The organism is Thalassovita sp., assembly GCF_963691685.1.
Taxonomy (GTDB): domain Bacteria; phylum Pseudomonadota; class Alphaproteobacteria; order Rhodobacterales; family Rhodobacteraceae; genus Thalassobius.
Genome location: NZ_OY829290.1, coordinates 3,731,793 through 3,754,528 on the forward strand (window position 1 = coordinate 3,731,793; position 22,736 = coordinate 3,754,528).

Genomic DNA, 22,736 nt, shown 5'->3' on the forward strand with positions numbered 1-22,736 from the left:
CCTCGCGCAAGCATTGGCCACAGGGCGGGCCTGCGGCCTTTGGTTGCGGCGCCACAGCAAGCCTTGACAACGGCGCCCCAGCGATGGACCAACCGTTCAAGCGAAAGGAAGCCGACATGTCCGAGCCACACGTACCGCAAAAGAAAATCCTGCGCGCCCTTGCGGGCGAAACCCTGCCCACGCCGCCGATCTGGATGATGCGTCAGGCAGGCCGCTATCTGCCCGAATACCGCGCCACCCGCGCTCAGGCCGGTGACTTCCTGTCGCTGTGCTACAACAGCGAACTGGCCGCTGAGGTGACTCTGCAGCCGATCCGCCGCTATGGCTTTGATGCGGCAATCCTGTTTGCCGACATCCTGCTGTTGCCGCAGGCCCTAGGCGCGGATCTGTGGTTCGTAACCGGTGAGGGCCCGCGCCTGTCGATCACCACCACCGCCGATCAACTGGCCGCGCTGAAGGGCAAGGATGACATTCATGAAGTGCTGAACCCGGTGTATGACACCGTGTCGATCCTCAGCCGCGAATTGCCCGCTGAGACCACGCTGATTGGTTTTGCCGGCGCGCCCTGGACCGTGGCCACCTATATGATCGCCGGTCGCGGCACTAAGGATCAGGGCCCCGCCCATGCGCTGAAGGATGAAAACCGCGCCGTTTTCGAAGGTCTCTTGGACCTGCTGACCGAAGGCACCATCGAGTATCTGTCCAAACAGATTGAGGCCGGCGCCGAAGTGGTGAAGCTGTTTGACAGCTGGGCCGGGTCGCTGAAAGGCGCGGACTTCCAGAAATACGCGCTGGAGCCTGCAAAACGCATCATTGCCGCCATCAAGGAACGCCACCCCGGTGTGCCCGTGATTGCCTTCCCGCGCGAAGCAGGCGACGGCTACATCGGCTTTGCCATGGCCACCGGCGCGGATTGTGTCGCCGTCGACAACTCGGTTTCGGCCGAATGGGTTGCGGAACATGTGCAGGTGGATGGCTGTGTTCAGGGCAACCTGGCCTCACGCCATATGGTGACCGGCGGGCAGGACCTGATCGATGACACCCGCCGCATTGTGAAGGCGCTTGGCAACGGGCCGCATATTTTCAACCTCGGCCACGGCATCACACCGGATGCCGATCCCGAAAACGTGCAGCTGATGATCGACACAGTGCGCAACGGGTAGATCCCGCACAGTGGCAAAGGTTTAGGGGCGCTTCGGGCGCCCCTTTTTGTTAGGCAATCCAGCGCAGCAAAAGGCCCGCCAGATAAAGACCCAGACCAAAGCTGAGGTGACCAACCAGGCTACGCACCCGCGCCGCCCAGGGGTGGGGCAGCTTTGCGGCGGCAAAGCCGAGGCCAAAGGCGGGCTGCATCACACACAGCGGCATCACCACTGTCACAGCCCCAAAGGCCAAAGCCGCAAACGGCCCGGGCTGCGCCAGCCAGCTGGGGCCGGTAATCGCCAGAAACGCGATCCCAAACTGCACCCCCACGGCATAATGCGCAACCTGCCCCAGCGCTGCCTCACCTCGTATCTGCGCCGCCTGACCGATGGTGTCATGCCGGAACTTGCCTCGTGTCATGTGACCCAACCAACGGCCCAACATCGCATAATTGCGCCGCGGCAACCCCAACAGCCGGGCCTCTGCCCATTCCCAGACATCCATCGTGATGGTCGCCACAATCCCGAGTGCCGCACCATATCCCAAAAGCTCTTCCATCTGTTCTGCCTCTTGCAAAGTGATCAACTGGCGGCGATCCTGCCAACTCAAGCCGACTTGAGGTCAAGTGACGAAACCCAGTTCCCATGAGGCGCGATGACACAGGCAAAGACCCTTCTTGAGACCTCGGCCCTTGCGAGGCATTCGGGGCTGCCGGCCTCCACCCTGCGCTATTATGAGGAACGCGGCTTGATCCACTCGGTCGGGCGGCACGGGTTGCAACGGCTGTTTGCCGCCTCCACAGCTGATCGCCTGCAGCTGATCAGCGCGGGCCGTGCCGCGGGGTTCAGTCTGGACGACTTGCAACAAATGTTTGGTCCCGGCGATGCACCCAAGATCGACCGGCAGGCCTTACGCGATCAGGCGCAGGTGCTGGATCAGCAGATTCGCCGATTGACGGCCCTGCGCGATGGGCTGACCCACGCCGCAAGCTGCCGCGAAGACGACCCGATGCAATGTGGCAAGTTTCGCCGCCTGCTCAAACTGGCAAGCGACAGGTTCTCAGCGCGTTAACCTTCATCCCCGTCACGGCGCTGGCGCCGCAACAGCGTCGACACCCGGAACGAAATCGCCGAGGAGGCACGCGACCGGTTGCGCAGCACAGGCGTGTTTTCCGACCGACCACCCCGCGATTCGCGGAACAGGATGTAAAGGCCCGAGGCAATGATGATCCCTGCCCCCAGCACCGTTGCGCCATCCAGATGCTCATCAAAGAACATGTAGCCAAAGAAAGTGGCCCAAAGGATCTGTGAATATTGCATCGGCGCCACGATCGCCGCCTCTGATGCGCGATAGGCAAAGACCAGCAACAGGCCCGCGGTGAAGCCCAAAAGCGCGATCGCGCCAACGCCAGCCAGATCCGGCAGCGGCATCGGCTGATAGGTGAAGATCATTAGGCTGCCCATCACCACAAAGTTCGACACCATCGGATAGATCATCATCACAACCGAACGCTCCTCGCGCCCGACCTTGCGCACTATGATCGAGGCGACAGAACCAAGGCACGCACTGGACAGAGCAGCCGCATGTCCAAGGCCCAATTCGGTTTGGCCGGGTCGCAGCACAACGATCACCCCGATCAGGCCGACCAGCACCGCGAACCAACGGTGGATCCCAACCTTTTCCCCCAGAATCGGGATCGACAGCACGGTAATCAGCAGCGGCATCGCAAAGAGGATCGCATAGACCTGCGCCAGCGGCAGCACCGTGAAGGCATAGAAAACGCAGATCGCATTCAACGTGGAACACATGGTGCGCAGCGCCGTCCACCAGGGATGGATCGGGCGCAGGTGGCCCTCCGTCTTGTCCTGCATCAGCATCAAGGTGACCAGCGGGAAGGAAAACAGCGTCGCGAAGAACACCACCTGAAACGGCGAATAGGCGCCGCCCAGATATTTGATCACAGCATCATGGGTCGCAAAAATGCCAAAGGCCAGCAGGCCGTAGAATGCGCCGGTCACGTTCATCGATAGGTCCCTCGGGTCTGCCGGGATGGATTTGGGGTGTTTGCGCTAGCACAATACAGAAACGCCCGCGCCTGCAAGGATTAACTGAAACGCGGGGACGGTTTGGCCCTCCAGCAACCGCGCAACAGTAGCAATCAGCAGACACAAAAAAGCCCGCCTGAGAGGCGGGCTTTTTATGGCGGACCGAGGATCCTTTTGGTCCGTTCCAACATAATATTAAGTAACTGATTTTATTTATTTTCTAAAATTATGAGTTGCAAAATGAGTTGCATTTTGAGTTGCACTATTTGCTCCTATGATTGCATCGAATACTTATCACATCGCCCTTAGGAAGTAAATGGATTGCGAATCACGGCGCAACTTGGGGCACCAAAACACGCCACCGGTGAGCCTAGAAAATTTCTTTTTCGGGGAAACTAGTTCGATGACGACCACTCAGGCCGCGGCTGCCACCTGCGCCGCATTTCTACGGGGTGACCGCCGCATTCACTGCAGCGATAGCGTGGCAAATCGGCCAGGGTGATCGCCTCGATCCAGGACGGCTCACCTTCACGCTCATACAGCGTGACCTCTCGACCGCAGCGGCAGATCAAATCGAGGGCATAGCCTGGAATTCTGTATTGGAGCATGGCGTGGATCTATGCCGCGATGCGTGAGCTGTCCAGGTTAGATCATGTTTGCTTTGATCCCCAATATGCTTCCCGCAGTCCGAAGTGGGCGTTCGTGCAAAGAAGACCAATGGCAGCAGTCAGCCCTTTCAGGACATTCACATTAGGCTCAGAACGTTCTCTGCTGCAGACGCAAAGCTCTAAGGTCGAATCCCCGATAGCTGCCGTTCAATATTAAACCGCAGCAGTGCCGGATGCTGCGTGAGCCACCAATGGCAGCGATGCGCAGGAAGCTGAATTTGCAAAGTTTGCCTTTCGGCCCACTACTGTCGTTAGCGGGAAGCCAAAACGCTGAATTGCCATTTTCCTAAAGCTGCCGTTGGAGCACGGGTGCAGCATTTTGGCGAGTTATAGGTCGGCAGTGCGGGACTTTGTTGCCATTCGCTGCGCACGCACCGATGTCCGATTAAAGAACCACTATATAAGGGATGAGTTTTGGAGCAACCACGTTGGAGAAGCGAAAGGCGGGTTCGCGAGCTTGTTGACTTTACAAATGCGGCATGTTGATTTCACTTCATAGTTAAAGTCTTGTATTTACGAGGTCATGCATATGAAATTTTCCTTAACCACTCTGGTCATTTCAACGCTAGCTCTGGCTGGGTGCGCAACAAATATGGATTTTGGTGCTGCCCCGACAACTTCTGAGTACACTGAGCCGAGCGCTTCGGGGTTGTCTTCGGTACGACCTTACCCAAATCCTGATGACGTTTGCCAAGTCATCCGAGAAAATAAAGCAATTCGTGAAACAGTTAACAACGGAACACTTCTTATAGCCTGTCCCAAACACGAGCGGGGAGCGATACGTGATCGGTTAAATGAAGGTGCAGAAATTATTGGCCATGCTAAGCATTGGACAGTACTGGCTACACCAATCGTCTTCTAGTGATAGCCGTCATTCGTCCATAGCGCAGCAACGGTCGGTTTAGGGCTCTAAGCCGCCATGCGGCAGTTCGGCGGCGGGTCCGCAGCGAAACGGCGTGCGAACCAAGGTTATCAACTGCCGGTGCCAGCCCAAAGCGGACACGCTGATCTTGGCGGCCTAAATTCCGCCAAGCGGACCGAGCAGTCATTCGTGATCTTATACTTAAAGTCCGGTCTGGAGCCGGAGATTATCTAAAGTTTGCTTGGCAATGCTAGCTATGATTTTTACAGAGCACCCCTTTAGAAAAGGCGCATTCATATGATTTCTGCCAAATCTCTGAAAATTCTGGGAGCGTTCACTCTGGTTCTATCTATGGGCACCGCCCGCGCAGACGAACACAACATTCCCGCCTTTCGGATGTCCGAGCTTTTTTTTGACAGATGCGTGCAATCAATATTGGGTGAGAAGGCGATAAACGGAGAAGGCCTAGACCCGTTACCCAGAGAAAATGCCCTCAGCATCGGAGCTACCACAGGACGCGCTTGGATGCCATTCGATGCACACGTGTCACTGTCTGACTTACATAGCTCCTCTGGGCGTTTTTATGGATGCCAAGTTCGTTGGCATGCCCTCGCAGCCGAACGTCGCAGAGTCACCATCGACCATGGTCAAGTAATAGACGAATTCAATGCTTGGGCTGACAATGAAATCTCGCAAAGTAGATTGGCCGCAATCAAGCAGTGTGGTGATCGAAACGAAAAATACCTGCGGGTCGTCGAAAGCAGAACCGAACGCAGTCAACCCGTCCGCTTTGTGCTTTCGTATGATGGAAGTATTGACTTTATTTTTCTGATGGCAGGAGAAACTGATGTCATGGGAGAAGCTGAGACATGTTGAAGCGGACTTTTAGGCACCGCGCAGCATCAGGCAAAATAGGGCTCTAAGCCGCCATGCGGCAGTGCGGCAGCGTGTCCGCAGCAAAACTGCGCGCAAACCAAGGTTATCAACTGCCGGTGCCAGCCCTTTCAGGACATTCACATTAGGCTCAGAACGTTCTCTGCTGCAGACGCAAAGCTCTAAGGTCGAATCCCCGAGAGCTGCCGTTCAATATTTAACCGCAGCAGTGCCGGATGCTGCGTTAGCCACCAATGGCAGCGATGCGCAGATAGCGGGCTTTGCAAAATTTGGGACGGCGGACACGATTTCTGGCGCGAACACCCCAATTCTGGGCCTCTACACCAAATTCAAGATCTTGCGTTCGCATCCCACATTGCTGTCATTCGTCACCCTTGCGAAAGACAGACAACACTGGGCTCGAAGGTGGACCACGAAGTGAAATTTATGTAGCCATCGTGACTCGCGCCAGCCGTGTTTTGCAAGCACCCCAAGCAAACAACTTTTGCTTGAAATGCATGACAATCCATCTATCCTTGCGAACTCTGAGAATACAATTATTTACAGAATAGGCAGAGTTCGAATGATTTCCCAGTTTGAAAGATATGGCTTCTTGGGCGAGGTGCGTGTTTACACTTTTCGGAACCTGTTCAAGAACCAAGTCCCGCTGGGTCTACAACTTTTCGATAAGTTGCACACACTGCACATCGCGGGCAGCGTACACGTCATGAACAGAGCCCCGAAATCAATTCGCATTCACGAGTTTCAGATTTCCAACTCGAGGTATGCAGAAATTCTTTTTCAGCTCACAGACCCAAGTATTCCAGATAACGTCCTTTCGGATCGCAATAATGGCGGATTAAGAGTTGCAAAGCGCAAAATTACAGAGGACCCAGCAGTGTCGGCTCACATGGTTTTGGACCTTAACCCCAAATTCGACAACGCGCGAAAGTACCCAGCCTGTATCGAGAACATAGATTACCTCTCCCGGAGCCTGATAATTGATTATTTCAATGAGTGGATGGCGAAAAGTCTTTCGCAACAGATAGTCCGAAAAGGCGAGAAAAAGGCAAAGACGTTCCAGCCTAGATTTGAGTTTGTGGCACCGGCTTCGCAAACCATTCAAGATGCTCTCGAAAATGGCGGCGTCCTGCGTGGCGTGAAGTGGGTAGAAGATGAAGTCGACGAACAGACTTTCGGAGATAAGTCATATCCCCTCGTTAAGCGAACCGATGTTGGAATCAAGGTTAAGAACCGACCAACGGGTGACGCGGCAAAGAAAATGGTCTCAGATCTTTATGGAAAGTTTAAGGGCCAGCCGCCGAAGGCCTTGAAAGTTACTATCGAAGACGAAAATGAGAGGCTGAAAACCGTAGGGATCGACCCGAGCAAAAACAACGCTCTAAGCAGCGTGTTCATTGCTCAGGCGCATTTTGACAACTTCACAGCGCCACTGTCGATGTGTGAAAGAAAGATCCGTGGCGATTTAGCCGCGAAGATGAAGAAGGCGCTAAGTTCGTGATGGAGAGCATCGAGAAAACAGCTTTCCTTAGGTCCCTCAACTACCTGAGGGTTAGTCACGGTTACGCCCTTCGGTACAACTGGATTTACCCATTGTTTCTCGGGGCAGCGACTGCGCTGGGTATCCTGCAGTTAGTTACCGCAACATCCCTTTTTGACGCAGACGGGTTCGTGCGGTCCTTCACACCAGTACTCTCCATTCTTGCCCCATTCTATATTGCTGCATTGGCGGCTGTCGCCACGTTCTCCGGCAATCAGTCAGTTGATAAACCATTCAGCATGAGCCAGCCAGTTTTGCTAAAAGTTATTGGTGATGGTGGCGATTGGGAAAACATTGATGTAACCCCTCGACACTTCCTCAGCCTGTTGTTCGGGTACTGTACTTCGCTATCTATTTTTCTGCTGCTTATTTCGATTTTCGCTCCTTTCATCGCAAAACTTGCGGAGACAGTGTCCTGCGACTGGGCGTGGTTATTGCTCTCAACAGTGTTCGTGATTTTTGCTGTGCTGCTGTCTCAGCTTATTCTTGGAACGCTCCTCGGGGTCTACTTCTTAGCAGACCGGATACATCGCGCCTGATTTCGGGCATTGCCACATTCTCAGACCAATTCGCACTTATCGAAAACGACCGTAAACCGATCAACTTGCCTCAAGGCTCCGGCCTAAAGCTGGACTTGTTGTGTCTGCTTTGGGCTGGCACCAGCAATTGATAACCTTGGTTTGCGCGCAGTTTTGCTGCGGACACGCTGCCGCACTGCCGCATGGCGGCTTAGAGCCCAATTTGACCTATGCTGCGCAATGCACGAAGAGCCACTTTAAGATGTTTCAGTGTTGCAATTCACCCTCGACTTCAGTAAACCCCAAGGGACAGGTTTCCTTGTTAGTGACGTGAACATGAGACGGATTTTTAGCATCGCATTGAGCCTATTCGTCCTCATTCTTGCGGGGGCCTTTGGCTATGGCGCCATTGGATATTGGGACGCCGTTCGTCAGGCAGATGCGTACGCAGTTCGCGCGGACAGTTTGATCGCTGACGGTCGCGGGCCAAATGATCTAGGCATTGAACAACTCAGGCAGGTTATCTTGGTGCAAGACCCGGGATTTCTTGACCATGCTGGCGTTGATCTCTCTACTGCCGGGGCGGGACTAACTACGATTTCCCAATCCCTCGCCAAAAGACTAGGATTCGAGGATTTCCACCCCGGAATCCGGAAGATACGGCAGACAGGCTTCGCTATTGGTCTCGAACGGGAACTCGCCAAAGACCAGATACTCGCGCTTTGGCTCGACTCAGTTGAGATGGGGCGCGGTCCTGAAGGGTGGATGACGGGGTTCTTTGCGGCAAGTGAAAGCATCTATAGCCGAGCACCCTCTGAGCTCACCGATCAAGAGTATCATCGTCTTTTAGCTGTGCTAATCGCTCCGGGACGGTTCCGGCTTCTTGAAAGTGATGAAGAGCTAGACGACCGCGCTTCGCGGATTGCAAGACTCACATCCGGTGACTGCAGCCCAGAAAGTCTTAGTGATGTTTGGCTCGACGCCTGCGTGTAGATTTTGGATAGCCAACTTGACCCCTGTTTCATGAACCTGGATTGCTAACAGCGGATATTCGTAGTGAAGCGACGAAGGTTAGCTTCGTCCGCACTGCCGACCTATAACTCGCCAAAATGCTGCACCCGTGCTCCAACGGCAGCTTTAGGAAAATAGCAATTCAGCGTTTTGGCTTCCCGCTAACGACAGTAGTGGGCCGAAAGGCAAACTTTGCAAAGTCCGCTATCTGCGCATTGCGGTCTTGGACCAAGCCCTGCACAGCTAAGCTGCCAAGACAAGGAAGCATGGCTGATACTCAATCCAGAATTTGCCGCACTGCCCCAAGACGAGCGTTGGCACACGCCCTGCCCCGCGCTTCGGCAATCAGCGCGTCGGAAAGCTGCCCCTCTGTGCGAGGCATCGGACCGGTCCAACCCGCACAGGGGCGCAGCAGATCGGCGGGCACCGGTGGTGGCGGGGCGACCACCTCAGGGGCGCGCAAACAGCCGCTCAGCACTAGCGCGCAGCAGAGGGGAAAGAGGCGCATCGCGACCCTCCATGGATTGCAGATCGTCTTGGACAGCCCGCCAGCGCTCAGCATCAGCCTCGGCGCGGGCGAGATATGCACGGTGAACAGCGGCGGCAGTCTCGGCCTGTTTCAGGGCGTGCTGCGCAGAGGCCACAGAGACGCGCAGGCTGGCCACCTGCGCCGTCAGGGCGTCATTGCGCGCTGACAGCCACCACAGAGCGGCACAGAGCGCCAGAACCACCGCCAGGGTGGCAGCAAGGCCGTAGCGCCCCATCACAGCCCCGATAGGCACAGGCGCTGCTCATCGGCGCGCCGATTGACCAGGCCGCGCAACACCTGGCCCCCTGCCCGGCGCCAGCGCGGCAGCTGGTTACAGGCCTCGCGCCACTCACTCCGCCGCAGGTGTTTGGTCAGTGTGGATTTGCAGGCCGCGCCGATCCCGACGTTGTAGGACCAGCTGGTGACCGCTGCCTGCACCTCTGCAGGAGCCTCGGCCAGCTGCGGAACGCAGGCAATCATGTCGCTATGAAAACCGCCCCAGCGCTCCTGGAGCATCGAGAGGCATTCGACATCGCTGTAACTGTCGCCCCGCTGCACCCCGGCTGTCTCGCCATAACAGACCGTCCAGACCTGCCCATGCGCATCCCAGTAAGCATGATTTTCCAGCCCCTCCCATTTGGCCGTCATGGGTAGCCCCAGGGCAATGACAGCGGCCGCAGAACCACCGACCCACCAGCGCGCCCGGATCCGCCCGCTTTCCTCTTTCGCGAACCGCGACCAGCGCGAACCGCGCCACCAGACGCGCAGTTTGATCAGCAGCGTCACCAGCGCGATCAGCACACCAATTGACGGGATAACCACCTGATTGAGCAGCGTGGCATATTGCGCCGCCTCCGCAACTGTGAACGGCCAAACGACAGCCCCGCCGCTTACCGGAAGCGCCGCCTTGGCGGCCAATTGTTCTGCCTTGCTCATTTGTCCCTCGCATAAAAAAAGCCGCCCTGTCGGCGGCGGTTGGTTTCACTTGTGTTTTGTTACCTAGAGATCCGCGACGGCCCTGCTGTAGCCGTCCAGAGCCGCCTCAATCTGGCCCTGATCCTGCGCCGCATCGATGGCGGCAGAGGCCGCGAGGCGCTCACGCTCGATCAGCGGACCGAGGCCGCGCCATTGTTCAGCCTTGAAGGCGATGAGCTGCGCCACCTTAAGAGCCGTCTGTCCGGTGATGCCGACCTCCTGAAAGACAAAGGCAAATGCTGCAGCATCCGCAGGGTCTGCGGGGTCTGGCTCTGCTGTGGCTGCCAGGAACGCCAGCGCTTGCCGTTCTTTCTCGATGTAGGTCAGTTCTTGGCCGGGAATGCTGGTGATGAAGCGCGCCCGCGTTTCACCAACGGCCACCGCCAGCGCCTCTTGCGCGGCCTGTTTCTGGCTGTTCAGGATCGCGCTCTTGCTGGCCGCGCTGCGTGTCAAAACCTGCATCTCTACACCTCAATCACTGTGTTAGACGGCATGGCCGGAAGCGGGGCTGAAACGGTGACGTTGTATGATCCAGAGTCTGCCAGCGAAAAGGCATAGGCAGCACCAGGCGCAAGCATCTCATGGGCCATAACTTCGCCCCCGATCAGGTCATAGACTTCAACCTCGGCCCCGTCCGGCGCATCAATCTGCCAGCCCTCGGCCTGCTTGACAGGCACAGGCGATGCAGGGCGCTGCCTCAGCTCGTCATCCACCATGTAGAAGCCAAGAAAGCCCGCACCGTCCATCTCTGCGGGGATGGCTATTGCCCCGGTGGGCAAAACCGTGGCCTCTCCGTGGCCGACTACATAGATGCCTGTTTGATCGAGTTTCACGAATTTCATCAGATCACCTCACAATTGCGCGTGCATACAGAGACACATCTTTCACATTTGTGCGAACGGAACCTTGATTGGAACCGGGGAGGCGGGGGCCGAGATCACCGTAAACAACAGCGCGCACTTCAACCTCATCAAAAGCACCCAACTTAGTCACCACCACATCGTCGGTGCGCCAACTGGAACTGTCGGTCTTAGAAAATGTGTGAATGGTGTCCCAACCGGTCCATGACGCGCCGTTGCGCTGCCGCCATTGAAGTTTGATCCCTGTTTTATACTTGCGGGTGTGCCAATCGCCCTCATTGTCCTGTTCCGCGCGCGTCCCCAAGCCTCGCCAAGTTGTCTTGCAGGCAATGTTCCAGAACTCACCGGATGTGAATGCACCCAGAGAGTAGCGAAAAATCTCTTGGTCGATTTGGAGTATCTGGGCGACTTCGCTGGCATAGGTGACACCGTTACTGACCGCCCCAACCTGAATGTCATCGCGCGCGATCAGGTTGGTAAATACAGCGTCACCCTGTTGGGTTATCGCGAAACCCTGCGTGCCCCGCGTCAGGAGGTTACCAGCGGCATCGACTGTGCCGTCGAAGTTGGCCGACATGATGGCACCGCCGAAGGTCGCGAGGCCTGCGCTGCGGAACTCCAGCGTATCGATCTGCTGCGATGTGATCGTTTTGGCGATGACGTTGCCACCGTCGATATAGGTAACACCGCGCGTGTCGATTGAGCTTAGCGGCTCATCCGCGCTGAATGCCTGACGGAAAACAGGTCCGTGCGCAAAAACCCAGCCATCTGATAATGTTGAGCTGCCATGCACCCCCAACATTTCAACTCGTGGTCTCGCAAATGCCGCACCGGCAGGAGCCTCTAAGATAGCACCATAACGAGGCCAGTTATCTACCCCTTCTGGGTCTGACGAAGTGCCTCCCCAAATGGGCAGCCCTAGCTCGCCTAGGTCGGCAAATTTGTTCCATGCCAGCCAATTTCCGTCCTCATCATACCACTCAACGATCATCTGCCCGGTTGCCCGATGGACCGAGAACTGCGCAGAGAACTCATACAGGTTGCCAGCCTTGACCGGAAATCTCTCGCCCAGCACTGGGTAGAAATAAGCATTGGCGATGAGTCCACCCGCTTTGTCACCCGTCACGGGACTATAGAGTTGGAGCGCTGCGCCATTTGAAGGCCGCCATGTACCGGTGGAACGGTAAGACACATTGGTACCGCCAGAGATCCAGCGGGTGTTGTACAGACTAGGGTTCAGAAACATTGGATCCGGGATCATGTTCTGAGTTGGAAGCCCGACAGCCAGTTTGTCTGTGGACAGGGTGCCCTTGGCGATGATGTTGTCAGCGTTCAGACGGATCAACGAGCCAGCGTCATTACCATCAGCGTCGTCCCAGGCTACCATTTCAAAGTCAGCAGCAGATCCTCCAGCCGCAGCACGTAGAACGTAGGCGGCACGCGCGCTACCTTCAAGCTCGGCAATTGAGGCACGTTGTTCAGTGACCTCAGCATGAATGCTGCTTACCGGTTGGGCCGAAAATTTGTGAAACTTGATGTGTTTCGCGGTGCGACCAATGCCATCATCAACGTATTGATAGTTGGCCATCAGGTAGATCTGGTTTTTGGCGAATGCCGCCAGATTCCACTCAGGACGCTCCATCAGGATCCGGGCAGTGTAGATTTTTCCAGGGATGGCAGCCAACGACGGCTCGACGTACCGGTTGAGCGGGACGGCGGTTCGCTTCAGGGCGTTGTTTACATCTCGCCAGTCGAACAGGACCCCGGCCCCAGCGATGTCGCCGGATACCAACTCAAAGACCACTTCGACCTCGTAGGCGTCGGCATTTTCCATGCCTGAAGGCTTCCATTGGGCCGCGATGTCTGATCTGAAGTATATCCCCGCGTTGGTATCAGAGGAGATGTCCCAAGAAAGCGTACTCCCTACATCGAACTGCTCATTTGCAGTTACGGTCGCGGCAGTCACCCAATTGTAGTAGGTGCCAGCCTCGAAGAAGTCAGACGAAAGAACTGAGGCCGACGCAGAAGCGATTTCCGAACGCAGGGTGGTCTCTGAGGCGGCGATGGCCGTGTCAGTCTGGGCGAGAGTGTAATAGTTGTTCTCAAGATCTGCGGACAGCTGCTCAGTGTCCGTCACGTCTTCAATTTTAACCCACGCAATTTGTTGGACAGCACCTCCAACATTACTATCCGGACCGTTCAGGGTTGGCATCAGGCCCCACCCAACAGAGTTAGCAAAAGTTGTGTTTGTGGTTGTCGATCTGATCTCCCAAGGATCAAAAGTGACCTCTCGCACGACCCAGCCATCAGAAACTGAGAGTTGGTAGTAGGCTGCGGGAGATACGTAGTGAGAGTAGTTTCCCCCGGAGTCCACCCCAACAATGTACAACCTATGAACGTGGTTCCCCGCGTCGGGGGCGGGGTCTTGAACCAATCGTGTTCGAATGCGAACTCGGATCTTTTGCCCCTCAACAAAGGGGCGGCGCACCCTCTCGGAGAAAACACGGTACACCCCGTCGCCTTGAAGAACCTCGCCCTCCTCCGCGACAGAGACAACCGAGGTTTCAGCATACGCATCTACTATAGAAGGCGCAGTCTTTGCGTCTTCTACGCCAAATACGAATCCACCTGCCCAATGAGAGGCGTCATCGCGGAAATCATCAACAGGCGCGACCGAAGCCGCTGTCTCCATTTCGGCCCGCAAGGCCGCCTGCTGTGTATCTAGGGCACCCTGCAGCGTTCCACCGGCGAAGCCAGACAATAGGGCGTCGATCTCGCTGCCAACTTGAAGCGCTTGATAAGCTGCCGCATCGATCTCCTGGCGCACGTCGGGAGCAAGATCATCCAATCCCGAGGGCTGAGGAACCAGGTCAATGAACGGCCCCGGGTCGCTCTCTAAGCCGTCATGAGTGATCGCGGCGATTTTGTAACGTGTGAACGCGTCTCCTGGTGGAACACTTCGGACGTAGCGCGTTGCGGTGACCGTATCTAGCAAAACCAAATCATCGCTGACAGCAGTGGCCCCGTAGATGGCAAAAGCCTTGAAAGAAGCGGCCTCATATTCGGGCCCGAAAAGAGTGATCGTGTCATGACCGGGATTGCCACCCCAGCCTTCCGGAGACGGTGCGACAACTGACAAAAGGTCGAAATCCACAAAGGCCGAAGCGAATGGGGAGCGCTGCCCCAACTGGGAAACCGCGGCGACCTTGATTTCATATCGACCAGACGCCAGCTTGTCGGCAGGCCATTCGATGTTTGATTCATCAACAGATGGGCGTATCTTCCAAGAACCTCCGACCGATCTTGTGGCAATTGCGTACTGCGACACCAACGGGTTGTCGGATTGCTGCCAACTGGCCTCAAGCATCAATTGAGACTCCGAGCCAGGGCGAGGCTTGAGGTATGCTTGGAGAGAGAGGCCAGCCGGCGCAGTTGGGGCGCTGATCGTCGGCAGAAGGTGGCCCGGGTCCGCGTCAATACTGATGCCTTGCTCCACACGCAGGAATTTTGCCGGGTCATGCTCTACCGCTGTGATCTCAAACGTCGTCTTTTTCTGATCAGGTTTGTTCCGCAAGACCCGATATTGGCGCGGTTTTACAAATACCGTTTGCACCGCGAAACGCCCGCCAGGCACCACGTTTTCAGGCAGAGATCCCGCCAATTGAAGGGTCTTGATGTCATCGCCGGCCGAAAGCACTTCTAACTCATGGGTCGCCCCCAGATCGTCGGAGACAATGATGGAGTTATAGTCTTCCGGCTCCAGAGAAACTGGCGCATCCAGTGTGATCAAACTCCCACCTACATGCATCGATAGCGCCGCAATGCGTCCTGCCAAACGAACGCCAACGCGATTTTTGTCGCTAACCATCACGATATTGCCCGGCCTGATTGCCTGGTGCGAAAACCCGGCTTCGTAGCTGACCATCTCCTTTTGCGTGGTGTCTGTGTCGACAGCCCATTTGGCGGCGCGGAGGCCTTCGCCAACGCTCGACATAAACGGTGCAGTGATCTCCTTCAGTCGCTCGCCGTATCGTTCGATCGCATCGGGATCATCATATGCAATGAGCGCCTTCATCCGGTGGTGATCGGTTGTGTCCTGAAGCGTCACAACCGCTGTCGTGTGACGTGACGCTTTCGGAGTACCTGAGTATCTGAAGGCGCCACCTGCAACGTCGCTGTTGGTAACCAAACGCACTGGCGCAGCTGGTGCGTCTTGCACAGGTACAATGGCACCCGCGCCCCAATACGTGGTGCCGCGAAATGCCGCCGATATCCGGGTAATCCAAGCAAATGCAGCCTCCCGGTTCGACATTTCGCCATCGATCGAAAACCGGGGCTCCATCCCGCCGGAACCATCAGGCACCAACTCGTCACAGTATTTGCCGATCTGGTAGGCTGTCCACTTGTCAAACATCGAGGCCGATACGTGCTGGCCCAGCCCCCAGCGGTCTTGCACGAACGTCGTGTAGAGCGCCCAAATCGGACACCGTGTCCAAGCCACTTTGAATGTGCCGTCCCACATGGTGCTTTCATCATAGGTTCGGGCAACCGGATCATAGTTCGACGGAATCAGGCACTTCATACCGCGAACTTTGACGGTGATCTTCTGCACTGACCCGCCGACAGCTTTGGCCGGAACCGCTAACCCCAGAAGCGCACAATGAGGGTAGGACAGCTTTGCATCCACAATTTCAGTGAGCGATGCGAAATAGATCGCGTTTTGAGTATTTTCATTCTCCGCGTCTGGAGTTTCCCGGACAACTCGGATGGTCACCGGGCGTTCTTGCGGAAGTTCGATCCGGTAGCCCCGCTGATATCCCGAGGTCGTTTTACCGCTGATGATGTCAGATTTCACAGTGACTGCAGCCGCCGCCCCGACCTGCATTTCAATGCGGAAGGCAACCTCGCTTTCCAGCCGGTCCCCCTTGCTGGTCAGCCGCATCATGGCGGGTGTCGAAACTTTCACAGAAACTGCGTCGATTTCAGCGGTCGTAACCGTGCGCTCGATCGGGTTGGCCTGCTCTACTTTCGCATTGACGCCAACTTCGTTGCGGACAGCCGCAAACCCAGGCATTGCAGGTTGCGTTGCGGTTCCGGTGTAGAAGGCCCAAGAGATGCCTTCAAAGTTGTAGCTGCCATCTGCGTTTCTCAGAGGAACATCGTCCAGAAAAATGCACTGTTCTGGATCGTCGGAATTCGCGAGCCCCTCGATCTCCCCCTCACTGACTAGACCCAGGATGTAGGCCGTGGAGTCAGTCAACAGGTTGTCTTCAACGACCTTACCGCCGCCGCCGCCTTTCTTTCTGCCGGTTACCGGGGAGACTACACCCATGGAGAAAACTCCCCAGTGATACCAGACGCAAAACCGAATACCCCGGTTTTATCGTGCGGCTGCCCAATCTCGGCCATGTCTTCGAGGTGAATGGCTGTGGAAATGATCTTGATGGGCGCTTCGTACTCACCAAAAACAACAGGAATACCGGCTCCCGGGGTGGCCCTATTGACCGAGCCCGAGAACAGTTCCGAGCGTTCCTGGTCTCCAAGGGCCGGCGGATCGGGCGACAAAAGGCTGACCACGCCACCCAGCACCATAGCAACACCTGCCTGCCCTACCATCGCCCCAACAGATTGACCGAAAATCGCTGCGCTGCCCGGAATAACAAATGCCGCCGCAATCAAGATCGTTCCCAAGATGATCTTACCAATCCCATCGTCCTTGGCGCCTGCAGCAACTGGCACCAGGTGGATTTCAGAAACGTCGTCGGACAAACCAAAGTGGAGTTCATCCTCAGCCGTTTGGCTGTCCTTGCTCTCAGCGCCTCGATACAGCCGGTAAGCACCTTCACTGAGTGCCGCCTGAAAGTCGGGCACCATGGCGCACAGAGCACGAATTGCCTCGGCACAGCTGCTCACATCAATACGGTAACTTGGCGCGAAGGATTGTCCCAACGCACCGTGCAGATGAACGGTTCTGATCATAGGTTTTTGTGTCTCAGCCAATGGGTGATTTCGTTGAAACGGGGCTGGATCGCGGAAGTCCGCGATAGCTCCCGAAACATGTGATCCAGACAAATGCCGTTTCCAAGATAGACGCCGGCGTGGTTCGGTGTGGCAGGCGATTGAAGCTGCATCAGGAACGCATCGCGTGGTCGCGCGATCGATGCGTATTCGCTGGGATCGCGTGAAATCACCTCAAACCCAGATTCCTGCAGATGATCCAGATAGAGGGTTTGCCCCTTCTTCCACCAGCCCCACTCACGCGCCACCTTGGGTAAGCTGAGGCCGCACTCCTGCGAAAAATAGTCTTCCATCAGACTGTAGCAGTCCGCGATCTGGTGCTTGAAGCGGCGCGGGACATGATGCCCGGCCTCATCAAAAACCGGTGGGCGTTGAGTACCCCAATGACAAGCCAGCTCCGCCCCGGTTTCACCCGGAACCAAGATTGCCCATGGAACGCCAGTCGCGATCTGAGCAGTTGCGTCATGCTGACTAGGCCGCCAAGGGCCGCCAGGATGCGAATGGATGATGCCCTCTAGGTCACCCGCCAGAACAGCTTCAGCCATCTCCTCCTGACCAATGACAAACTCAACCTCGGGGGTGTCCGAGCGGTTTTTGCATGGGACATAGCAGCCGGCCCGAACCAAGCCGCAGGATTCCCGAGGCGATTCAGCGGCCGCGTGTGCCCCCGCTTCGGCCAGTATCTCTGCGGAGAACGGCGCCACTGGATGACGATAGAAATCAGGCAGCATCAGGTAACGCCGATCCGGCCAGCGCCCGGGAAGCCCCCGAAAGGCAGGGTTTCCGTTTCCCCGAACCGCAATCGACAATCGGAGAGCTGCTTACCGCAGCGATCCAGCGCTGGATCTGCAACCGGATTGCCTTGCGCATCGAACATTGACGCGCCGGCGTACTGGCAACTGCGCATGCTGAACCCGCCCTGTCCGTCAGGCACCCGATAACGAAACCGGCAGCGTGACAAGATCTGACCCGCCGGCAGCATCACACCTTCAACATCCAGCGCGCTCGACAGGCGCATCTCCAACAGTGTCGGCTGCTGCGCCGCCTTCTGGACAATTTCATAGACCTCTACGCCCATGTGCGCGCTGGGATCAGGATCTGATCCATCATCTAAGAACCGACGTTTCGTGATGGTCCGGTATGCCTTGGCGCCCACAAGGTCATCGAACTGCTCCAACAAGGCAAACAATGCAGCAACCCGGGAATCCAGATTTCCAACCTCTTGGGCGATGTGGAACCGGACCAAAGGTTTTGGCAGCTCACCTGAACTCCAATCCCAGCCCTCCGACTCCATCGGCACAACGGTGTAGGTGATCCCACCGAATGTTGGAGCCACCCGGCTGCCATCGTCGGCCAACACAGGAGCGGGTGTAAAATGGTACTGCCCGCCACCAAAAGCAGTGGCATCGACTGTGTAAAGTTCGATGTCCTCGGTCGCAACGAAGCCTTCGTGTTCTCGCTGGATTCTTTCGTCAACGTTTTGCATCAGCTCAGATCAAACTCTTCAGTTAGGGTCATACTGACCCGCCAATCCACTTTGTTTTTTTCAGGGGCGATGTCCCATTCGGCGCAAGTCCAGAGCCGCGGCTGCATCTCACTCGGCAATTGGAAAAAGAAAGCTTCGACACCGCGCCGGTCGCGCAGGAAGGAAACAATTTCCTCTTTCTCTGCGACGGTCAGATTTGCGAATGTGATCTTGCCCGACACAGCAGTCGGGTGCGGCCCTACAGCAGCCCGCTGGGAATACCCCCCTTCAAGCATCACGCGTTGCCGTGCCGATGCTTCCTTGATCCGAAAACCCCTCGTGCTGGGCCGCTTAGGTGGATCAAATGTCGTCGGCATCAGTATCCTCCCTTAGTTTTGAACTTCTGACCAATGATCCCATCGGCGCGGGCGTGGAACATCAGCCGTTCGTCAATTGCTCCAGGCAGGCCGTTAACAATTGCCTCGACAACTGCCGCACCCTGTTCTTCGGGGGAACGGCCATCCTCTGGATCCACGACTACCTTCAACTCACCGATCAATGGGGCCGCTGAGGACGACGGCGCGGGCGCAGTGGGGGCGACCCGACCGCCCAGCGCCCCACCCGTTGCGAAGCGCGGAACCTGCATTTTGTTGAGCTGTTCCATGAAATCGGCGCCGTAGTAGTCCACCGCCGCCGCTCTCATCATGAATTCATCCCGTGAGCCCCAGAACAGCAAATTGTCCTGTGTCTTGCTACCGAACCCCTGCAACCGCCCAGCAGCCCGGGGCGCATCGAAGCCGCCACCGCCAGCCCGTTTCGGCAAACGCCCACCGTCGCTGAATCCCAGCATGCCGCTAATGAAAGTGGCTGCACCGCCGCCATTACTTGGGGAAAAGATGTTGTTGATGGTCTGCGCCAACTGCTCCAGCAGCGGATCAAACGCCAGTTGAAGCAAACGGCGGCGCAGATCATCCAGAAGATCGGCAAAGACCTCGCCAATTTTCTGCGGCGCATCGATGATCTTGTTGAATGCCGAGTCTACCGCAGAGCGCGTGTTACCCAGCTGCTGCTCAGCATTTTGCTGCGCCACTTGTCCACGTTCTTCTTCGGCAGTGCGCTTCGCAATAGCTAAGGCCTGACGCTCAATCACCTGGCGAAGAGTTTCCCCAGTAGAAATGGTCTGGCGGTCAACATCGATGCCCTGACGCTTGGCCTCATTCAAAGCGTCGAAAATAAAGCGCAATCGGGTCTGTTCTTCGGTGGTCTTTCCGACCAGCTCCGCCTCAAACTCAAGCTGTGCGGCGCGCTCACTGCCGGTGGCCATCAGGTCAGCGATCAAATCGCGCTCTCTTTGTAGCGCGTCTGCACGATCTTCCTGTGCCTGTTGTTGGGTTTTCGTTACCTCAGGATCCACCGTGGTCAGAGGTGTGTTTACCCGCGCAGCTTGGATGATGTGGTCTGGCACCCGTAACAGGCCCTGCCATTCATTTTGCAAACCTGCCACGCCCTGGTTTTCCCGGCGACGGATAAGCTGATCGGCCATACGGTCCTGCAACTTCTCATCAAACAGCTCATCGCCATTGAGGCCAAGCGAAGGCATCAGGTAGTCTGTGAGAGTTTGGCGGGTGATCTGATACGCGCCCAACGCCGAACTGCCCCGCCCGTTGCCGTATAGGGCCCGATTCTCGGGGTTCGCCAACATCTGACCCTGAAGCGCAATGATCTCGTTTAGGGTCAAGCCGGTTAGATTGCGTGGCCCGCCGGTCCATCGTCCATAATCCAGCGTCGTGTTGTAGCCGCGGCCGCCCGCGGTCCCTTCCGCCAAGCGGATCAGAGATCTTAGGCCTCCGTCAGCGACATCGACCAATTCCTTACGTTTGGCTGCGGAAGTCTTTTGGCGATATTCGTCAACTGCCTTGCTACCCTGCCTGCCTTCTCCATAGAGCCGGTATTGCTCTGCCAGACTTCGATTAACCTTATCGGTCTCTCCTGCGGCTTCCTTCGCACCGTCAGTGATCGATTGGAACGGGTTCAGGTTTTGCTGGGCAAGTTCGCTAGCAAGTTCCCAGTTTCCTTCCAGCGCGGCGTTCAAGATTTCTTGCTGCGTGATGTTGTCCGCCAGTGGCTCCAACAGCGCGCGATACGCATCCCCCACATTACCGCGCAGAACATCCCCAGCAATCGCGGCGCGGCGCAAGTGCAGCACCAGATCGGCCATTCCTTCCGCCAGCTTTTCTGGCTTATTGGCGTTTGCGATGTCTTCCAGAATGTCCTGAAACTCTCCGCTTGCTTGGGCGATATCCACCAGCCCGCGCCGCGCCTCCTCAATGGCACCGTTGTCACCGCTGGCGAGGGCTTCCCGATAATCAGCCAACGCGTCGACGGTTTCCTGTCCAACGCCGCCCAAAGACTTCAGGTAGTCGGACAGATCTGTGAAAAGCTTTGGATCCGTTTTGGCGCCGTGCATCAAATCTGTAATCTTTTGAAAGACCGCGCCGAGCCGCTCGGGTTTGCTCGTTTCCGGATCCAATCGGATCGGAACGTTTAGGCCCCCAGTGCGTTTAAATTCTTCCCTGGCGGCTTTGAACAAAGCATCAACAAACGCCTCGCCGCGCTCCGGACGCAGGATACCTTTACCCGTCAGGCTCTCGTTCAGCTGCTTGTATGATTCCTCAAGATCATCGAGAGCGTCCTGCATGTTGACCCTCGATTGGGTGAGCATCGCCCTCGTAGCTTTGTCGATCTTCCCGCCAAACTTGGCCTGCTCATCGCCCGCTTTCTTGGTCGCTTCGCGGTATAGATCCAACGCCGTGACCGAGTTCTGAGAGGCCGCATGGGCGTCTTTCAGATTGTCCTCTGTCTGGTCGAGATTGATGGCCAGAGAGGCCAGCGCCCCAGCGGTCAGGATTATCCCTGCTGGGCCACCCAACAAGGCTGGCAGCGCCCGCGCCGCAACACCAAGCCGGCTCATCGCAACACCCGCGGCGCCGGCTGATTTACCGGCCGTGCCGACCGACTGTGCGAGTTCGATGTAAGCAGCCCCCATAGCGGCCGCTCGGGCGGTGGCATAGTTGATCCCGCGGCCAACCAGAACGACAGTCAGAGCGTTCGCGACGCGTTCAACCACTTCGTTGATCTCGTCGAAGTTCTCATTCAGGAAACGAATGATATCCGTCAGGCGCCGGATGGCGTTTTCCGCAACGTCCAACCCACCAGCGTCGGCCATGGTCAGTTGCAAGGACTCCCACGCGCTCGCCAGCTCTTTGAGTGCCCCTTCCAATCCTAACAGACGGATGTCGGCCTGCTCCTGGGCAGATACCTCCTGAATAGCTGACCCAAGATCGCGGATCCCTTCGGCCCCTTGTTCGGCCAACAGCAGCGCGGTGCGGATGGCATCGGTTCCAAAGATCTTTTTCAAGGCTTCATTGCGCGCCTGCTCAGACAATCCTTCGACGCCTTCGCGCAACTCTTCGGAGATTGAGGCAAGGTCCTTCATGTTGCCGCGGGCGTCGAAGAACTCTAGACCAAGGTTGGCCATAGCCTCAGCAGCCTGTTTGCTTTCAGGCGTTAGGCGCATCAGAAACGTCTTGAAGCTTGTGCCGGCATCTTGTCCGGACGCAAAGGCAGAGGATGTAGCCGCCAAGCCGGTCAGGAAGTCCTGGATCTCTACACCCGATTTGCCAGCAACGCCGCCAGCCTGCCCGATCGCAAGCCGGAAATCGTCAAACCCAAACTTTGAGTTCAACGCCGCGCCGGTCACGAGATCCACAACTTCCGTCAGATCGCCGGCTTTGAGACCAAACTGGGCCATCAAGTCGGTGATCAAATCAGCGGACGGCGCAAGATCAGCCCCAAGTGCTGCAGCAAGTGACAATGTGGCGTCCAGCGCGCCATCCATCACGTCCTGATATTTGAGCCCGTTTTTGGCCAGCATTTCGATGGCGTCAGCCGCCTCAGAGGCGCGGAAGCTGGTTGTCGCTCCCGCATCGCGGGCCTTGGCTTCCAGCTGTGCCATTTGGGCTTCGGTTGCCCGCATGACGCCCTGAACGCGCTTCATCGACGCCTGAAACAGCTTTGCGGAGTTGATCGAAGCGGTGCCGATAGAGACCACGCCAGTGACAATCGCTGTGGCGCCCAAAGCGCGTGCCAGCCCCTGAACAGCAGGCGCCGTGCTGGCCAGGGCTGAAAGCCCTGCACCTGCACCACGC

Annotated in this window: 19 protein-coding genes; 6 read left to right on the forward strand and 13 right to left on the reverse strand. The window is 56.8% G+C overall.

Annotated elements, in window-relative coordinates:
* Nucleotides 1-116 precede the first annotated feature (116 nt).
* The gene (hemE, locus tag ACORLH_RS17915; RefSeq protein ID WP_321829727.1) at nucleotides 117-1,163 is read left to right on the forward strand and encodes a uroporphyrinogen decarboxylase; all 1,047 of its coding nucleotides are present in this window, start codon (nucleotides 117-119) and stop codon (nucleotides 1,161-1,163) included.
* A 49-nt stretch (nucleotides 1,164-1,212) separates the two neighbouring features.
* On the opposite strand, the gene ACORLH_RS17920 is transcribed toward hemE, so the two are convergent.
* Nucleotides 1,213-1,728: a DUF2938 family protein gene (locus ACORLH_RS17920; protein ID WP_321829728.1), complete on the reverse strand. Its 516-nt coding sequence runs from the start codon at nucleotides 1,726-1,728 to the stop codon at nucleotides 1,213-1,215.
* A 69-nt stretch (nucleotides 1,729-1,797) separates the two neighbouring features.
* On the opposite strand from ACORLH_RS17920, the gene ACORLH_RS17925 reads away from it, so the two are divergent.
* Entirely contained in the window at nucleotides 1,798-2,214 is a 417-nt protein-coding gene (locus ACORLH_RS17925) for a helix-turn-helix domain-containing protein (RefSeq protein ID WP_321829729.1), read from the forward strand.
* Here ACORLH_RS17925 and ACORLH_RS17930 read toward each other — a convergent pair.
* The gene (locus tag ACORLH_RS17930) at nucleotides 2,211-3,167 is read right to left on the reverse strand and encodes a DMT family transporter (protein WP_321829730.1); all 957 of its coding nucleotides are present in this window, start codon (nucleotides 3,165-3,167) and stop codon (nucleotides 2,211-2,213) included. The two genes, ACORLH_RS17925 and ACORLH_RS17930, sit on opposite strands and share 4 nt — an antisense overlap.
* A 1,848-nt stretch (nucleotides 3,168-5,015) precedes the next feature.
* Here ACORLH_RS17930 and ACORLH_RS17935 point away from each other — a divergent pair.
* The 4 genes from ACORLH_RS17935 (at nucleotide 5,016) to ACORLH_RS17950 (ending at nucleotide 8,663) form a co-directional block, all read left to right on the forward strand.
* On the forward strand, nucleotides 5,016-5,594 hold the full coding sequence (locus tag ACORLH_RS17935) for a hypothetical protein (RefSeq protein ID WP_321829731.1): 579 nt from the start codon (nucleotides 5,016-5,018) through the stop codon (nucleotides 5,592-5,594).
* A gap of 580 nt (nucleotides 5,595-6,174) precedes the next feature.
* Nucleotides 6,175-7,113: a hypothetical protein gene (locus ACORLH_RS17940; RefSeq protein WP_321829732.1), complete on the forward strand. Its 939-nt coding sequence runs from the start codon at nucleotides 6,175-6,177 to the stop codon at nucleotides 7,111-7,113.
* A complete protein-coding gene (locus ACORLH_RS17945; RefSeq protein ID WP_321829733.1) occupies nucleotides 7,110-7,691 on the forward strand; it encodes a hypothetical protein in 582 nt (193 codons plus the stop codon). Before ACORLH_RS17940 ends, ACORLH_RS17945 begins: the two co-directional genes overlap by 4 nt.
* A 249-nt stretch (nucleotides 7,692-7,940) precedes the next feature.
* The gene (locus ACORLH_RS17950; RefSeq protein ID WP_321829734.1) at nucleotides 7,941-8,663 is read left to right on the forward strand and encodes a transglycosylase domain-containing protein; all 723 of its coding nucleotides are present in this window, start codon (nucleotides 7,941-7,943) and stop codon (nucleotides 8,661-8,663) included.
* Between the two features lie 295 nt (nucleotides 8,664-8,958).
* Here the strand turns inward: ACORLH_RS17950 and lysC are convergent, their stop codons facing one another.
* From lysC to ACORLH_RS18005, 11 genes are all read right to left on the reverse strand, one after another.
* Complete coding sequence (lysC, locus tag ACORLH_RS17955) at nucleotides 8,959-9,243, reverse strand: Rz1-like lysis system protein LysC (protein WP_420719772.1); 285 nt, start codon at nucleotides 9,241-9,243, stop codon at nucleotides 8,959-8,961.
* Entirely contained in the window at nucleotides 9,131-9,463 is a 333-nt protein-coding gene (locus ACORLH_RS17960; RefSeq protein ID WP_321829735.1) for a hypothetical protein, read from the reverse strand. Before ACORLH_RS17960 ends, lysC begins: the two co-directional genes overlap by 113 nt.
* A complete protein-coding gene (locus tag ACORLH_RS17965; protein WP_321829736.1) occupies nucleotides 9,445-10,146 on the reverse strand; it encodes a lysozyme in 702 nt (233 codons plus the stop codon). Before ACORLH_RS17965 ends, ACORLH_RS17960 begins: the two co-directional genes overlap by 19 nt.
* A gap of 63 nt (nucleotides 10,147-10,209) precedes the next feature.
* A complete protein-coding gene (locus tag ACORLH_RS17970) occupies nucleotides 10,210-10,647 on the reverse strand; it encodes a hypothetical protein (protein WP_321829737.1) in 438 nt (145 codons plus the stop codon).
* 2 nt (nucleotides 10,648-10,649) lie between these two features.
* Nucleotides 10,650-11,027 (reverse strand): hypothetical protein, encoded by a 378-nt coding sequence (locus ACORLH_RS17975; protein WP_321829738.1) that lies wholly within the window; start codon nucleotides 11,025-11,027, stop codon nucleotides 10,650-10,652.
* Between the two features lie 4 nt (nucleotides 11,028-11,031).
* A complete protein-coding gene (locus ACORLH_RS17980; RefSeq protein ID WP_321829739.1) occupies nucleotides 11,032-16,377 on the reverse strand; it encodes a host specificity protein J in 5,346 nt (1,781 codons plus the stop codon).
* A complete protein-coding gene (locus ACORLH_RS17985; RefSeq protein ID WP_321829740.1) occupies nucleotides 16,368-17,024 on the reverse strand; it encodes a hypothetical protein in 657 nt (218 codons plus the stop codon). The genes ACORLH_RS17980 and ACORLH_RS17985 overlap by 10 nt, the downstream gene beginning before the upstream one ends.
* Nucleotides 17,021-17,794 (reverse strand): Mov34/MPN/PAD-1 family protein, encoded by a 774-nt coding sequence (locus ACORLH_RS17990; RefSeq protein WP_321829741.1) that lies wholly within the window; start codon nucleotides 17,792-17,794, stop codon nucleotides 17,021-17,023. The genes ACORLH_RS17985 and ACORLH_RS17990 overlap by 4 nt, the downstream gene beginning before the upstream one ends.
* Nucleotides 17,794-18,549, reverse strand: a complete 756-nt coding sequence (locus ACORLH_RS17995; protein ID WP_321829742.1) for a phage minor tail protein L — start codon at nucleotides 18,547-18,549, stop codon at nucleotides 17,794-17,796. Before ACORLH_RS17995 ends, ACORLH_RS17990 begins: the two co-directional genes overlap by 1 nt.
* Nucleotides 18,549-18,905, reverse strand: coding sequence for a phage tail protein (locus tag ACORLH_RS18000; protein WP_321829743.1), 357 nt, complete (start codon nucleotides 18,903-18,905; stop codon nucleotides 18,549-18,551). The genes ACORLH_RS17995 and ACORLH_RS18000 overlap by 1 nt, the downstream gene beginning before the upstream one ends.
* Nucleotides 18,905-22,666 carry a phage tail tape measure protein gene (locus ACORLH_RS18005; RefSeq protein ID WP_321829744.1) on the reverse strand — a complete coding sequence of 1,254 codons (3,762 nt, stop codon included), beginning with the start codon at nucleotides 22,664-22,666 and terminating at the stop codon, nucleotides 18,905-18,907. Before ACORLH_RS18005 ends, ACORLH_RS18000 begins: the two co-directional genes overlap by 1 nt.
* Nucleotides 22,667-22,736 lie beyond the last annotated feature (70 nt).

Bases quoted from the DNA above. Each gene is read 5' to 3' on its own strand.
- hemE (WP_321829727.1), top strand. From the start codon at position 117: ATGTCCGAGCCACACGTACCGCAAAAGAAAATCCTGCGCGCCCTTGCG.
- ACORLH_RS17925 (WP_321829729.1), top strand. From the start codon at position 1,798: ATGACACAGGCAAAGACCCTTCTTGAGACCTCGGCCCTTGCGAGGCAT.
- ACORLH_RS17930 (WP_321829730.1), bottom strand. From the start codon at position 3,167: ATGAACGTGACCGGCGCATTCTACGGCCTGCTGGCCTTTGGCATTTTT.
- ACORLH_RS17935 (WP_321829731.1), top strand. From the start codon at position 5,016: ATGATTTCTGCCAAATCTCTGAAAATTCTGGGAGCGTTCACTCTGGTT.
- ACORLH_RS17940 (WP_321829732.1), top strand. From the start codon at position 6,175: ATGATTTCCCAGTTTGAAAGATATGGCTTCTTGGGCGAGGTGCGTGTT.
- lysC (WP_420719772.1), bottom strand. From the start codon at position 9,243: ATGCTGAGCGCTGGCGGGCTGTCCAAGACGATCTGCAATCCATGGAGG.
- ACORLH_RS17965 (WP_321829736.1), bottom strand. From the start codon at position 10,146: ATGAGCAAGGCAGAACAATTGGCCGCCAAGGCGGCGCTTCCGGTAAGC.
- ACORLH_RS17970 (WP_321829737.1), bottom strand. From the start codon at position 10,647: ATGCAGGTTTTGACACGCAGCGCGGCCAGCAAGAGCGCGATCCTGAAC.
- ACORLH_RS17975 (WP_321829738.1), bottom strand. From the start codon at position 11,027: ATGAAATTCGTGAAACTCGATCAAACAGGCATCTATGTAGTCGGCCAC.
- ACORLH_RS17980 (WP_321829739.1), bottom strand. From the start codon at position 16,377: ATGGGTGTAGTCTCCCCGGTAACCGGCAGAAAGAAAGGCGGCGGCGGC.
- ACORLH_RS17985 (WP_321829740.1), bottom strand. From the start codon at position 17,024: ATGATCAGAACCGTTCATCTGCACGGTGCGTTGGGACAATCCTTCGCG.
- ACORLH_RS17990 (WP_321829741.1), bottom strand. From the start codon at position 17,794: ATGCTGCCTGATTTCTATCGTCATCCAGTGGCGCCGTTCTCCGCAGAG.
- ACORLH_RS17995 (WP_321829742.1), bottom strand. From the start codon at position 18,549: ATGCAAAACGTTGACGAAAGAATCCAGCGAGAACACGAAGGCTTCGTT.
- ACORLH_RS18000 (WP_321829743.1), bottom strand. From the start codon at position 18,905: ATGCCGACGACATTTGATCCACCTAAGCGGCCCAGCACGAGGGGTTTT.